At 65.8% G+C, this 12,338-nt stretch carries 15 protein-coding genes; 6 read left to right on the top strand and 9 right to left on the bottom strand.

All coding sequences use genetic code 11. The features are described from left to right. Positions 1–14: 14 nt before the first annotated feature. The 5 genes from QUV25_RS17380 to QUV25_RS17360 all read right to left on the bottom strand — a co-directional run bounded on the left by QUV25_RS17380 (position 15) and on the right by QUV25_RS17360 (position 4,819). Positions 15–770 carry a TSUP family transporter gene (locus QUV25_RS17380; RefSeq protein ID WP_300865809.1) on the bottom strand — a complete coding sequence of 252 codons (756 nt, stop codon included), beginning with the start codon at positions 768–770 and terminating at the stop codon, positions 15–17. 300 nt (positions 771–1,070) lie between these two features. Then, entirely contained in the window at positions 1,071–2,741 is a 1,671-nt protein-coding gene (locus tag QUV25_RS17375; RefSeq protein WP_300865807.1) for a GMC family oxidoreductase N-terminal domain-containing protein, read from the bottom strand. Next, positions 2,738–3,022, bottom strand: coding sequence for a DUF2007 domain-containing protein (locus tag QUV25_RS17370; protein ID WP_300865804.1), 285 nt, complete (start codon positions 3,020–3,022; stop codon positions 2,738–2,740). Before QUV25_RS17370 ends, QUV25_RS17375 begins: the two co-directional genes overlap by 4 nt. A gap of 4 nt (positions 3,023–3,026) precedes the next feature. Further along, a complete protein-coding gene (locus QUV25_RS17365; RefSeq protein WP_300865803.1) occupies positions 3,027–3,305 on the bottom strand; it encodes a hypothetical protein in 279 nt (92 codons plus the stop codon). Positions 3,306–3,307: 2 nt separating this feature from the next. Then, on the bottom strand, positions 3,308–4,819 hold the full coding sequence (locus tag QUV25_RS17360) for a CoA-acylating methylmalonate-semialdehyde dehydrogenase (RefSeq protein WP_300865801.1): 1,512 nt from the start codon (positions 4,817–4,819) through the stop codon (positions 3,308–3,310). A gap of 89 nt (positions 4,820–4,908) precedes the next feature. Between QUV25_RS17360 and QUV25_RS17355 the strand changes: the two genes are divergently transcribed. Beyond that, entirely contained in the window at positions 4,909–5,850 is a 942-nt protein-coding gene (locus tag QUV25_RS17355; protein ID WP_300865799.1) for a LysR family transcriptional regulator, read from the top strand. 102 nt (positions 5,851–5,952) lie between these two features. Further along, on the top strand, positions 5,953–6,450 hold the full coding sequence (locus QUV25_RS17350; protein WP_300865796.1) for a low molecular weight protein-tyrosine-phosphatase: 498 nt from the start codon (positions 5,953–5,955) through the stop codon (positions 6,448–6,450). Positions 6,451–6,469: 19 nt separating this feature from the next. Here QUV25_RS17350 and QUV25_RS17345 read toward each other — a convergent pair whose 3' ends face one another. Further along, on the bottom strand, positions 6,470–7,372 hold the full coding sequence (locus QUV25_RS17345; protein ID WP_300865795.1) for a hypothetical protein: 903 nt from the start codon (positions 7,370–7,372) through the stop codon (positions 6,470–6,472). A gap of 184 nt (positions 7,373–7,556) precedes the next feature. Here QUV25_RS17345 and QUV25_RS17340 point away from each other — a divergent pair, with 184 nt between their 5' ends. Continuing rightward, positions 7,557–8,051: a heme-binding protein gene (locus QUV25_RS17340; RefSeq protein WP_300865793.1), complete on the top strand. Its 495-nt coding sequence runs from the start codon at positions 7,557–7,559 to the stop codon at positions 8,049–8,051. 93 nt (positions 8,052–8,144) lie between these two features. Here QUV25_RS17340 and QUV25_RS17335 read toward each other — a convergent pair whose 3' ends face one another. The 3 genes from QUV25_RS17335 to QUV25_RS17325 form a co-directional block, all read right to left on the bottom strand. Then, positions 8,145–8,687, bottom strand: a complete 543-nt coding sequence (locus QUV25_RS17335) for a phasin family protein (RefSeq protein WP_300865791.1) — start codon at positions 8,685–8,687, stop codon at positions 8,145–8,147. A 195-nt stretch (positions 8,688–8,882) separates the two neighbouring features. Further along, a complete protein-coding gene (locus QUV25_RS17330; RefSeq protein ID WP_300865789.1) occupies positions 8,883–9,752 on the bottom strand; it encodes a heme-dependent oxidative N-demethylase subunit alpha family protein in 870 nt (289 codons plus the stop codon). A 5-nt stretch (positions 9,753–9,757) separates the two neighbouring features. After that, complete coding sequence (locus tag QUV25_RS17325; RefSeq protein ID WP_300865786.1) at positions 9,758–10,645, bottom strand: LysR family transcriptional regulator; 888 nt, start codon at positions 10,643–10,645, stop codon at positions 9,758–9,760. A 116-nt stretch (positions 10,646–10,761) separates the two neighbouring features. Between QUV25_RS17325 and QUV25_RS17320 the strand changes: the two genes are divergently transcribed. The 3 genes from QUV25_RS17320 to QUV25_RS17310 are packed head-to-tail and all read left to right on the top strand — an operon-like array spanning position 10,762 to position 12,335. Beyond that, positions 10,762–11,124 carry an HPF/RaiA family ribosome-associated protein gene (locus QUV25_RS17320; RefSeq protein ID WP_300865784.1) on the top strand — a complete coding sequence of 121 codons (363 nt, stop codon included), beginning with the start codon at positions 10,762–10,764 and terminating at the stop codon, positions 11,122–11,124. Positions 11,125–11,156: 32 nt separating this feature from the next. Then, complete coding sequence (locus tag QUV25_RS17315; protein ID WP_300865783.1) at positions 11,157–11,861, top strand: Bax inhibitor-1/YccA family protein; 705 nt, start codon at positions 11,157–11,159, stop codon at positions 11,859–11,861. Between the two features lie 42 nt (positions 11,862–11,903). Beyond that, positions 11,904–12,335: a TerB family tellurite resistance protein gene (locus QUV25_RS17310; protein WP_300865781.1), complete on the top strand. Its 432-nt coding sequence runs from the start codon at positions 11,904–11,906 to the stop codon at positions 12,333–12,335. The last annotated feature ends 3 nt before the right edge of the window (positions 12,336–12,338 follow it).

The following is a 12,338-nucleotide window of genomic DNA, read 5'->3' as shown; positions in this document are numbered from 1 at the left end:
GCGGGGGGAGAACATCACACCCAGGCGTCGTAACCCGTCTTCAGAATCAACGCGCCGACCACGATGATGAAGGCCCCACGCACGAAGCCGCTGCCATGCTTGAGCGCCAGCCGCGTGCCAATCAGGCTGCCCACCACGTTGGCCACCGCCATCGCCAGCGCCAGGTGCCACCACACATGGCCCTTGGCGGCGAACAGCAGCAAGGCTGCCAGGTTGGACGTGGTGTTGAGCAGCTTGGCGCTGGCACTGGCGTGCAGAAAGTCGTAGCCCAGCCAGCGCACGAACAGGAAGACGAAAAAGCTGCCGGTGCCAGGGCCGAAAAAGCCGTCGTAAAACCCGATGGTCACACCCAGCGTGGCAGCCGCCATGGCCTCGCGGCGCCCGGCGAAGCGCGGCGCGTGGTTGCGCCCCATGTCTTTGCGCGCCAGCGTGTAGATCAACACGCCGAGCAGGATCAGCGGCAGCAGGCGGCGCAGGAAATCGGGCGAAATCTGGGTGACCGTCCAGGCGCCGAACATGGAGCCGGCAAAACACACGATCGCCGCAGGCCACAGCGCGCGCCAAGGCATTTGCACCCGGCGGGCATATTGCACTGTGGCGGCTGCAGTGCCCCAGATGGAGGCGCTCTTGTTCACGCCGAACAGCGTGGCCGGGTGCGCATTGGGAAAGACCGCGAACAGCGCGGGCACCAGAATGAGCCCGCCACCGCCGACGATGGAATCGACAAAGCCGGCAAAAAACGAGGCGGTGGAGACCAGCAGCAATTCCATGCGTTGAATTGTCGCCGCGCAATAGGCTCGCAACCGGCGTGACTGTCACCCCCGGGCGTACCGCCCAAAACAAAACCGACCCTTGTGGGGTCGGTCGTGGTGGTTTGCATCTCTTGGGACGCGGCGGCTGGGGTGGCGCCTGGACAGGGTTGTCTCCTCGGTCCTCCCGCGGTCGTCAGCGCGGTGCGCTGGTGCGAGTCCTGCTCAATGTAACGGCGCGCACCAGGCTTGTGCACCCGGGCTTTCCCTTGGTGAACGGTGGTTCGCCAGCGATGAGCGGCGGGTTCGAGGGGGCGCCTGTCAGCGGCCTTCCACCATCCAGCGCGCCGCCTTCTCCGCAATCATCAACGTGGGGCTGTTGGTGTTGCCGCTGGTGATGGTGGGCATGACGCCGGCATCGACCACGCGCAGCCCCGCCACGCCGCGGACCTTCAGGTGGCTGTCCACCACGGCCATCGGGTCATCCGCACGGCCCATTTTTGTGGTGCCCACCGGGTGGAAGATGGTGCTGGCGATGTCACCCGCCAGACGGGCCAGTTCCTCGTCGGTCTGGAACTGCACGCCAGGTTTGAATTCTTCCGGTTGGTATTTCGCCAGCGCCGGCTGGGCCACGATGCGCCGCGTCACGCGCAGGCTGTCGGCCGCGACCTGCCGATCCTCCGGCGTGCTCAGGTACTGCGGCGCGATCGCAGGCGGATGTTCAAAACTCGGGCTCTGGATGCGCACATGGCCGCGGCTGGTCGGATTGAGGTTGCACACGCTGGCAGTGAAGGCGGGGAAGCTGTGCAGCGGCTCGCCAAACGCATCCAGGCTCAGCGGCTGCACGTGGTATTCGATGTTCGGATGCGGCTGGTCCGGGCTGCTGCGAGTGAACGCGCCGAGCTGGCTGGGCGCCATGCTCATGGGGCCGGTCCGCTTGAGTGCGTACTCCAGCCCGATCATCGCCTTGCCCCAAAGCGAGTTCGCCAGCGTGTTGAGCGTCTTGGCCCCGGTCACCTTGAACACGGTGCGGATCTGCAAATGGTCTTGCAGGTTTTCACCCACGCCCGGCAGATCGTGCTGAACGTCGACACCGTGTTGGCGCAGCAGGCTCGCCGGGCCAATGCCCGAGAGCTGCAGAATCTGCGGCGAGTTCACGCTGCCCGCGCTCAACACCAGCTCGCGCGCACAGGATACAGTGACGTTTTGCCCGCCGCGCACCAGCTCGGCCCCGGTGCAGCGCAGCGCACCCGCGCCATCGCGCGCCAGCGTCAGCCGCTTCACGCGAGTCTGTGTCCACACCGTCAGGTTGGACCGCTGCGCAATCGGGCGCAGAAACGCCTTGCTTGCGTTCCAGCGCCAGCCTGACTTCTGGTTCACTTCGAAGTAGCCCACACCTTCGTTGTCGCCGGTGTTGAAGTCGCTGCTCGCGGGCAAGCCGGCTTGCTGCGCGGCCTGTGCAAAAGCCTCGAGCACGTCCCAGCGCAGGCGCTGCTTTTCGATGCGCCATTCACCTGTGCTGCCGCGTCGGCCGTTACCGTGCAGCGCGGCGAAAGCTGGATCGGCCTGGGCATCGAGCCGGTGGTGGTCTTCGTGGGCTTTGAAGTCGGGCAATGCGTTGGCCCAGGTCCAGGCTTCGTCGCCGGTGAGCTGTGCCCAGCCGTCGTAGTCGCGCGCCTGGCCGCGCATGTAAATCATGCCGTTGATGCTGGAGCAGCCGCCCAGCCCCAGGCCTCGCGGGTAGCGCAGGCGCCGACCGTTGAGCCCGGCATCGGGCTCGGTCTGGTAGAGCCAGTCGGTGCGCGGGTTGCCGATGCAATACAGATAGCCCACGGGGATGTGGATCCAGTGGTAGTCGTCCCGGCGGCCGGCCTCGATCAGCAACACGCGTTGGCTGGGGTTGGCGCTGAGCCGGTTGGCCAGCAGGCAGCCTGCGGTGCCAGCGCCGACCACGATGAAGTCAAACGTGAGGTCGTTCGTGGCGGTGGTCATTCATGCACCTCGTCTTCGCTCAGCCCATAGTCGCCGCGCTCGAAAGCCGCCAGCACCTGCTTGCCCTGGTCCATGCGCTGCTCCGGCACCTGGACCCGCACCGGAATCGCCGGCGCGAGCAGGCCATGGGCTTGCACCAGGTGCGCATCGGCCACCGAAGCCGGCACACCAGCCGCTTGCAGCACCCCGCGCAACAGGTAGGCCTCGGTGGGGCTGAACACAGTGATCAGCGTTTTCCAGTCACCCAAATCAGGGTCATACGCGCTGTTGCCATCGGTCACGGCGCTACTCAATCAGCCCAACGCTGAACGCCAGCATGAAGGCACCCGCCAGCGCTGCTGCCAAGCCCATCAGCGGGGAGGCCGACAAGAAGCCTCCGAATCGGTTGCGCAGATACACCCGCCCGTCCTGATTTGCCTCATTAGGTAGGGCAGATGGCAGTCCGATCACAGCGTCCTGCTGATCCACGGGGAGACGCTTCCACCAGTTGCCTCCTCGAAAGGTATCCCAGCCGATCCAGACCAACAGGGCACCCAGCCCGCCCCAAAACAAATTGGCAAACATGATCACTTCGCCGTCGGCATCACGAACTCGGCGCCCTTCGCGATCGATTCCGGCCAGCGCTGCATGATCGATTTCTGCTTGGTGTAGAAGCGCACACCCTCTTCGCCATAGGCGTGCATGTCGCCGAACAGGCTCTTCTTCCAGCCACCAAAACCCTGCCAGGCCATGGGCACGGGGATGGGCACGTTGATGCCGACCATGCCCACCTGGATGCGGCGGGCGAACTCGCGCGCCACGTTGCCGTCGCGGGTGAAGCAGCTGGTGCCGTTGCCGAACTCGTGGTCGTTGATGAGCTGCACCGCTTCAGCAAAGTCTTTGGCTCGCACGCAGCTCAGCACAGGGCCAAAGATTTCTTCCTTGTAGATTTTCATGTCGGCCGTCACGTGGTCGAACAGCGTGCCGCCCATCCAGAAGCCGGCCTCACATCCCGCACCGGCGGCCTTGCCCTGGAAGCTCCGGCCATCGACCAGCAGCTTCGCCCCTTCCTTCTCCCCGGCTTCGATGTAGCCAGTGATGCGCTCGTAAGCCACACGGGTCACGATGGGGCCCATCTCGGCGTCGAGCTCCAGACCATTCTTGATCTTGAGCGCCTCGGCCCGCTTCTTGAGCATCGGCATGATCTTGTCGCCCACGTCGCCCACCAGCACCGCCACCGAGATCGCCATGCAGCGCTCGCCGGCCGAGCCGTAGGCCGCGCCGATCAGTGCGTCCACGGCCTGGTCGAGGTCGGCATCGGGCATCACGACCATGTGGTTCTTGGCGCCGCCCAGCGCCTGCACGCGCTTGCCATGGTGGGCGCCGGTCTCGTAGATGTAGTTGGCAATCGGCGTGGAGCCGACGAAGCTGATGGCCTTCACATCGGGGTGCACCAGCAGCGCGTCCACCGCTTCCTTGTCGCCCTGCACCACGTTGTAGACGCCATCGGGCAGCCCGGCCTGCTTCAGCAGCTCGCCCATGAAGAGCGAGGGTGAAGGATCGATCGGGCTGGGTTTCAGCACAAAGCTGTTGCCCGCAGCGATCGCCACCGGGAACATCCACATGGGCACCATCACCGGAAAGTTGAACGGCGTGATGCCGGCCACCACGCCCAGCGGCTGGCGGATGGTCCAGTTGTCCATGCCGGTGGAGACCTGGTCGGTGAAGTCGCCCTTGAGAAGCTGTGGGATGCCGCAGGCGAATTCGATGATGTCGATGCCGCGCGCCACCTCTCCCTGCGCATCGGTGAACACCTTGCCGTGCTCCAGCGTGATCAGGCGCGCCAGCTCGTCCTTGTGCTGGTTGACCAGTTCGAGAAACTTGAACATGACCCGCGCACGGCGGATGGGTGGCGTGTCGGCCCAGGCGGGAAACGCCGCCTGCGCAGCGGCCACCGCCGCGTCGACATCGGCGGCGTTGGCCAGCGCCACGCGCGCGCTGACGGCCCCGGTGGCGGGGTTGAAAACGTCCTGGGCGCGCTGGGCGCTGCCCGCCGCGGTCTGGCCGTTGATGAAGTGGTGAATATTTGAAACGCTCATGAGGAATCTCCGTACTAACCGCCAGTGTGCGCAAATTTTGAGCAGAAATCCAATCAAATGCTGCAAAACGCCGTATAAGCTGCGCAAATATGAAACCTGCCGTCCTCACCACCTTGCCCGCCCGCATCGATCCGCAAACCCTGCGCGCCTTCGCGGCGGTGGCGCGCGAAGGCAGCGTGTCACGGGCTGCAGCCCGGCTGCACCTGAGCCAGCCTGCGGTCAGCCTGCAGCTCAAGACCCTGGCTGAAGCCACCGGTCTGCCGCTCTTCACGCGCACCCCACAAGGCATGGCGCTCACCGCCGATGGTGCAGCCCTGCTGCCACTGGCCGACAAGGCGCTCAGTGCCCTCGCCGACTTTGGCCACGCCGCTGCGGGCCTGCACACCACGGTTCGCGGCACGCTGCGCATCGGCACCATCCTCGACCCCGAGTTCATCCGCCTGGGCGCATTTCTCAAGCAGCTGGTCGAGACCAGCCCGCAGGTGGGCACTGAACTGCGCCAGGGCATGAGCGGCAACGTGCTGGCGCAAATTGACCGCGGAGACCTGGACGTGGGCTTTTTCCTCGACCTGCCGCAAGACCCGATCCACGCCGCGCCGGGAGCCACGCACCGGCTGCGCCCACTCACCCGTTTCACCTACCGCGTGCTCGCCCCGGCAGGCTGGGGTCCGCAGGTGAGAGGCAAGGACTGGAAAGCGCTGGCCGCGCTGCCCTGGCTGGCCACGCCGGCAGCCAGTGCGCACCATCGCCTGCAGCGGCGGCTGTTCGGACCGGGCTCGCTCACCGGGGTCGAGCCGCGGCGGGTGGCGCTGGTCGACCAGGAAGCTTCGATGCTCGACCTGGTGCGAAGCGGCGTGGGCCTGTCGCTGGTGCGCGATTCGATCGCGATCCGAGAAGCGCAGGCCCGCGGGCTGGTGATTGCCGATCAGGTGGCGCTGGAGTGCGACTTGAGCTTCGTCTGTCTCGCCTCACGCGCCGAAGAGCCGGTGGTGGCTCGCGCCTGGGACGCGCTCGATGCCGTGTGGGGCTGATACCTCGCCCGCCAGCGCGCTGTTTCGAGAGAAACCCGAGGCTCCGCCCAGTCTGTTCAGTTGGGCAGAATGATTGGCTTGGAATTTCACCGAAAGGCCCCCGTGAGCGCCAGCGTCCCCTACCGTGTGCTTTTTGTCTGCATGGGAAACATCTGTCGCAGCCCGACCGCGCAAGGCGTGTTCGAAGCGCAGGTGCGCGCGGCGGGGTTGAGCGAGCTGGTGCAGGTGGACTCGGCTGGCACCCACGGCTTTCATGTCGGCCACCCGCCCGACACGCGCACCCAGGCCCACGCGCTGCAACGCGGCTACGACCTCTCGGCTCAGCGCTCACGCCAGCTCACCGCGCAGGACTTTGCCGACTTCGACCTCGTGCTGGCGATGGATTGGGACAACCTCGCCCTGGCCGGGCAGCTGTGCCCACCACCTCACCAGCGCAAGCTGCGCCGCCTGGCCGAGTTTTTCCAGCAGCACGACAGCCCCGTGGTACCCGATCCCTACCAGGGCGGCGCGAGCGGGTTCGAAGTGGTGCTGGACCTGGTGGAAGACGGCTGTGCAGGGCTCCTGCAGCACGTGCAGCAGCGGCTGAGCCGCCGCCACTGAGTCGGCTCACGCCGACCGCTCACCAGGCGTCGGGAAAATCGTAGTTCGGGTCCAGTACGCGCGCAGCCATGGTGGGCAGCATATGGGCCAGAAAGACTTCGCCCACCCACTGGCGCAATGCAGCGGGATCGGTGGCGTTGAGATTGAGGCTGCTGAAATGGGTGATGCCGGCGTCAGCGCTCAGGCCCTCAGGCACAAACGCCGTGGCCTGCAGACCATCGGCACGCACCGCGGTCTCCAGTTGCCAGGCGCTCAGAAACCGTTCGAAGGAACCCACCGTGCCCTCACGCCAGACTTCGGCCACATACACGGACCACCCGTCGTCGGACTCGGTGACAAAGCCCCAGGGAAACTCGTAAACAGTGTCGGGCGGGTCGGCGAACACCCCGATCGCCTGCACGTCCTGGCGTGCTGCGTACTCCGCGTAAAGCGGCCCCGGGCCGCTGGGGACGCCGTCGACAAAGCGGCGGATGTCGACAACGTCGGCCTGGTACAGCGGCGCGGGCTCGCGCCAGGCAGGCTTGACGCGGTTGAGCAACCGGGCGGTGGCGTCCGCGCTTTTCTGCGCGTGGATGCACCAGTCCATGAACAGCTGGCGGCCCTCTGGCGTGGCCACCTGGATCAGCAGTTTGTCGAACGCAGCGTCTTCTTGTAGGTATCCATCTTCCCGCAAGCGCAGGATGAGGTCGAGCATGGCACTGCGCGAGGTGTGCTCGATGCTGTAGGCGAGGTCGCCGCCTTCGAAGTCGGCCATGGCGCGCTCGAGCCAGGCCACGGACTCTTCACTGGAGAGCCCCTGCGGTGGGCGCGGCAGGTCGCCAAAAAGGGCACGCAAAGTGCGCACCGTGTCCAGATCGCTCGCCATGAATTCGGGTGTCTGCAGGTGGGGTGGTGAAGGGGCTGGGCCTGCGGCGCAGGCCATGGGTTTTTGAGCATAGTGGGGAATTCCCCGCCTGGGGGGATTTCGCTGGGATTGCGGCTGCGCCTGGCGTGAGCAAGTTGGCGGACTTGACCTGCATCAGTGCCTTTTCCCGTTCGCGCAATAGCATGGATTGAGGTGGCCCCTGATTGGCGGGCCGCCGTTGTCCAAACCAAAGGAGATCCCCATGCGCCAAGCTTTGCTCACCCTCGCCCTGGCCACCGCCCTGCCTGTGATGGCCCAGACCCAGGCTCCGACCTTCCAGATCAAGACCCTCACGCCAGAGACCGCGCTGATCGCTGCCCAGGCCGCGCTGGCAAGCTGCCGCGCCCAGGGTTTTCAGATCGGCGTGGCGGTGGTTGATCGCTCCGGCCTGACCCAGGTGTTCCTGCGCGACCGGTTCGCTGGCGCACACACATTGCAGGTGGCCACCGACAAAGCCTGGACCGCCGCGAGCTTTCGCACCTCGACCCTGGACCTGGCCAACGAAACCCAGGCTGGCAAGCCCATGAGCGGCATCCGCAACACGCCGCGCATGCTGGCCATCGGCGGTGGGGTGGTGATCGAGGGCGGCGGCTCCATTTTTGGTGCGATTGGCGTTTCAGGCGCACCGGGTGGCGAGGCCGACGATGCCTGTGCCCGAGCTGGCATCAAAGCGATTGCCGACAAGATCGAGTTCTGATCGGTGGCTCACGGCCGATGCGGCCAGCAGCCAACAAAAAAGGCGCCCAAGGGCGCCTTTTTTCTTGTGCCTGCCAGACGGGCAGGCGAAGCATCAGACCTTGGCGGCCTTCTTGCCCATGGCGGCGGCCTGCTTGGACGCTGCCGCGAAATTGGCTTGTGCCGACTCGGCGGCCTTCTTGATCGTGGCCTGGGCCGACTCGATCGCCTTCTGGCTGTTGCTCAGCGCGCTCTGGAAAGCGGCCACAGCGGCTTCGGAGCCAGCCGGTGCGTTTTTGGCCATCTGGTCCACAGAAGCGCCAAACGCCTTCTGGGCTTCTGCCAGGTTGGCTTCGACCTGCTGCGTGAAGCCGGCGCTGCCCTCGGTGGCGATGCTCTGCACGTGCTGGAAGTAGGCGACCGACTTTTCAGCCAGTGGCTGGAAGAAGCCGGTTTGCAGCGTCATGAATTCCTGGGGTGTCTTGACCGACATCACGGCCTTGGCGTGGCCAAAGGACTCGCCCAGGGCAGCCTTGGTGGCGGCCATGTTGAGCTCGACCAGCTTTTCCATGCCAGCGTATGCCTGACCGAGGGCGCCTTCAAAGGCTTCCATGTTGGCCTTGTTGGTGGCGACGAATTGTTCAGCGGGGTTTTTCATTTCGGTTTCCTTAAAGGGTTTGCAGAAGGGTGGGGACAGAAGAACTGCCCGGGCAACAAGCATCAGATCGATGATCTATGTTGCAGTGCAGCATGGTTGGATTCTACGGGTAATCGCCAACTTGGCAAGGCTTTTTGTTGCGGTGCAACAAATCTAGGGAGCTGCCCCCAACAGCCCGGCTGGGTAGGCACTGCATCAGGCGAATGACAGGCGCGCGAGTTCGGCGAGCAGGCGCGATCGAACCGCTGTCATGCCCCGGTAGGCCACCACGGCCTCGCTCATGGATTCGAGCGCGGCCAGCATTTCGGAGGCACGGTCTGGCGTCACCCTCAGCGTTTCGGTCAGCGGCGCCACCATCACCCGGATCAGGAAAACCGCGCGCTGATACTGGGGCAGCGGCAGCGTGGTGTGGCGCTCCACGCGGAAGAACACCTGGTCAATCAGGTCACCGCCTCTTGCGTCGGCCTGCCGCAACGCGTCGTCCCAGCGCAAGCGGCGGGTCTGGGGATGCTGTGCCAGGTCGCCGCTGGGGGTGAGCAGCCAGACATGACGCAGCATCGGCGCCTGGCGAAAGGCCAAGTGCACAATGCCGCGCGCACCGGCTTGCAGCAGCACGTTGTCGGCCACCGGGACATGGATGGCGGTGAAGTCCAGGCCGAGCTTCTCGACCGGCGCCCAGTTGGAAGGAAAACACACCGAGAGAAAGCGGGTGCACAAATCGGGACCGGCCTGCCCTGGCTCGTCGTGCAGGATCACAAAATCTTCCTGCATGCCCAGCGCCAGTGCGTCGGCCTCGGGCGCCAGCCGCACACCCGTTTGGGCCGCATAGGCTTCGGCGATCGCAGCAAGCACCGTCGGATCGGCCTCGCCGACCTGGGCAATCTCTCGGTGCCCGCGCAGCACTGCCTGCTTCTGGGCTGCATACGCAGGCGCGAGGCCATCGCGCAGAAACAAGGTTGGGGTCTGGGCCGCTTCCAGTCGGGTCAGACCCGGGCGCATGCGAAACGGGCTGCTCACCGGCCAGGGCATCGCTGCCACTGGCGTGCAGGTGTGCTCGGTGGCCATGCGGCTCAGGCGGGCGTGGCTTTCAGCAGGCTTTGCACCAGCGGGTGCTGCACCTTTCGCGCAGTGCCGATGGCGTAGTAGTGCTCCTGCACACCGTCACACGGCGCGACCCAGCGCAGGCCATAACCTTGCGACAGCTTTTCGCGCATCAGCTCCGAGGCGGGAAACACCCCCATGCCCGACGAACCAAAGGTGGCGAGCAGCGCGCTGTCTTCGAACTCACCCACCAGGTTGGGCAACACACCGTGCTGCTCGAACCACTGGTCGATGGACAGCCGCACCGAGGCCTGCGCACTGGGCAGCAGCACCGGTACCCGCGCCAGACTGTGCGGGAAATCGCGCCGCACATCGGCCAGCAGCGCCTTGGGCGCGTACCAACCCAGCGGTGACGAACCCAGCGCGTGGCTGTAGAGCTTGAGGTTGGGGTTGGCGGGCGCAGGCCGGTCGGACAGCACCACGTCGAGCCGATGCAGCGCCAGGTCGGCCAGCAGGTCTTCAAAGTCGTCCTCGTGGCACACCAGCCGCAGCCGCGGCTCAGCCAGCGCCGGCGCGAGCAGGTCACGCACCGCCAGCTTGGCCAGGCCATCGGAGATGCCCACCACCAAACGCACACCGGTCTGACTGGTGGCGTCACGCACGGCAGTGTGCAGGTGTTCGCCCAGGTGAAAAATCTGCTCGGCCACCTGGAGTGCGGCCTGACCGGCTTCGGTCAGCGCCAGACCACGCCCAGCGGGCTTGAACAGCGCATGGCCCAGCGACTGCTCCAGCAAACGCACCTGGGCACTCACGGTCTGCACCGCCATGCCCAGGCGCGCGGCGGCGTGCGACATGCCGCCCTCCTTGGCCGTGACCCAGAAGTAATAGAGGTGCTTGTAGTTGAGTTCCTGATTCATATTCCACTTTTTAAGGATGAAACGTCTTTGATTATCTGCTTTCACGGGATGCTTCCGCACCCTATCGTTGCGTTTCCCTCCCGGTGCCGCCCCTTTGTCTCACAAGGAGTTCTCCCATGCAAATCCTGATCGAATCCCCCCGCGGACCAGAAGCTTCTGCCGACATCGCCCAGTGGCGCGCTGTCGCGGAACGCCGGCTGCGCTTCGTGATGCGCCGCCTGCGCGGCGAGCTGCTGCAGGCGCAGGTGCGGCTGGAAGACGTGAACGGACCGCGCGGCGGCATCGATCAGCGCTGCCAGATCCACCTGACCACCGACGGTCTGGGCACGGTGGTGGTGCACGCCACCCGCCGCCACGCCACGCAGGCGCTGGACGCCGCGCTCAAACGCGCGGCCCATGCCCTGGTCCGCCTCTGGCAGAAGCAGCGCCGGCCCGCGCGGCAGCCGCTGCGCGCAGTCACCACCGCTGCATCCCTCTGACTCTTTTCAGTTCCTCTTTTCCGGAGCACCCCATGAACGACACCCCCCGCGTCATCGCCATCCCGCGCGACCAGCGCCTGCCCGGCACGGGCGGCGGCTCACTCGAAACCGACCGCCCAGAGGTTGCGCGAGTCCTGAAAAACACCTACGCCCTGCTCTCGCTCACCCTGCTGTTCAGCGCGGGTGTGGCCGCGGCCGGTGTGGCCTTCCAGTGGCCTGCACCCGGGCTGGTGCTCACGCTGGTGGGCTTCTTCGGCCTGCTGTTCGCCGTGCACAAGTTCCAGAACAGCGCCTGGGCGCTGCCACTGGTGTTCGCCCTCACGGGCTTCATGGGCTACACCCTGGGCCCGTTGCTGAGCCACACCTTGGCCCTGCCCGGCGGTGCGCAAACCATCGTGATCGCGCTCGCGGCCACCGGCGCGACCTTTGTGGCGCTGTCTGCGTACGTGCTGACCACGCGCCGCGACTTCAGCTTCATGGGTGGCTTCCTGTTTGCCGGCATCGTGGTCGCGCTGATGTTGATGCTGGCCGCGTACTTCTTCCAGATGCCCGCGCTGGCACTGGCGGTGTCCGGACTGGTGGCGCTGCTGTCGGTGGGTCTGATCCTGTTCGAAACCAGCCGCATCGTCAGCGGCGGCGAGACCAACTACGTGCTGGCGACCGTCGGCCTTTTCGTCTCGGTATTCAACCTGTTCACCAGCTTGCTGAGCCTGCTCGGCATGGGTGGCGACGAATAACGCTGCGCCCAGAGCACAGCCCCACTTTTTCAGGAGATCTCCATGCGCAGCTATCCCATCAACAGCCCGGAAGCAGCGGCCCGACTCGTGGCGATGGCCCTGGTCGCCGACGGTCACTACGCCACCGCCGAAATCCGCGCCCTCGACCGCCTCAGCGCACCGTCGCGCCTGGGGCTTGCACCCGAGGCCTTCAAGTTGGTCATGGACCACTTCTGCGAAGACCTGCTGCTCGCCTCGCACGGTGAATGGATGGGCTCGGCTGCGATCGACAGCGCCACCCGGCGCCGCCTGTTTGCCGAGGTGCAAGACCCGGCGCTGGGCGCTGAAGTGCGGGCGCTGTGCGAAGCGGTGATGCTGTGCGACAGCCACCTGGCCGACGGCGAAACGGAACTGCTGGACGACATGGCGCGCGCCTGGCCGATGCCCCTCAATCCGACCCACCGCACCAGCTCCATGGAACAGCTGGCGGCCTGACAA

The organism is Hydrogenophaga sp. (assembly GCF_030373245.1).
Taxonomy (GTDB): domain Bacteria; phylum Pseudomonadota; class Gammaproteobacteria; order Burkholderiales; family Burkholderiaceae_C; genus Hydrogenophaga.
This window is presented reverse-complemented; position numbering and strand designations above follow the sequence as displayed.

Coding starts and splice junctions, on each gene's coding strand:
- QUV25_RS17310 (WP_300865781.1), top strand. CDS start 11,904: ATGCGCAGCTATCCCATCAACAGCCCGGAAGCAGCGGCCCGACTCGTG.
- QUV25_RS17345 (WP_300865795.1), bottom strand. CDS start 7,372: ATGGCCTGCGCCGCAGGCCCAGCCCCTTCACCACCCCACCTGCAGACA.
- QUV25_RS17325 (WP_300865786.1), bottom strand. CDS start 10,645: ATGAATCAGGAACTCAACTACAAGCACCTCTATTACTTCTGGGTCACG.
- QUV25_RS17380 (WP_300865809.1), bottom strand. CDS start 770: ATGGAATTGCTGCTGGTCTCCACCGCCTCGTTTTTTGCCGGCTTTGTC.
- QUV25_RS17315 (WP_300865783.1), top strand. CDS start 11,157: ATGAACGACACCCCCCGCGTCATCGCCATCCCGCGCGACCAGCGCCTG.
- QUV25_RS17320 (WP_300865784.1), top strand. CDS start 10,762: ATGCAAATCCTGATCGAATCCCCCCGCGGACCAGAAGCTTCTGCCGAC.
- QUV25_RS17375 (WP_300865807.1), bottom strand. CDS start 2,741: ATGACCACCGCCACGAACGACCTCACGTTTGACTTCATCGTGGTCGGC.
- QUV25_RS17365 (WP_300865803.1), bottom strand. CDS start 3,305: ATGTTTGCCAATTTGTTTTGGGGCGGGCTGGGTGCCCTGTTGGTCTGG.
- QUV25_RS17340 (WP_300865793.1), top strand. CDS start 7,557: ATGCGCCAAGCTTTGCTCACCCTCGCCCTGGCCACCGCCCTGCCTGTG.
- QUV25_RS17330 (WP_300865789.1), bottom strand. CDS start 9,752: ATGGCCACCGAGCACACCTGCACGCCAGTGGCAGCGATGCCCTGGCCG.
- QUV25_RS17335 (WP_300865791.1), bottom strand. CDS start 8,687: ATGAAAAACCCCGCTGAACAATTCGTCGCCACCAACAAGGCCAACATG.
- QUV25_RS17355 (WP_300865799.1), top strand. CDS start 4,909: ATGAAACCTGCCGTCCTCACCACCTTGCCCGCCCGCATCGATCCGCAA.
- QUV25_RS17360 (WP_300865801.1), bottom strand. CDS start 4,819: ATGAGCGTTTCAAATATTCACCACTTCATCAACGGCCAGACCGCGGCG.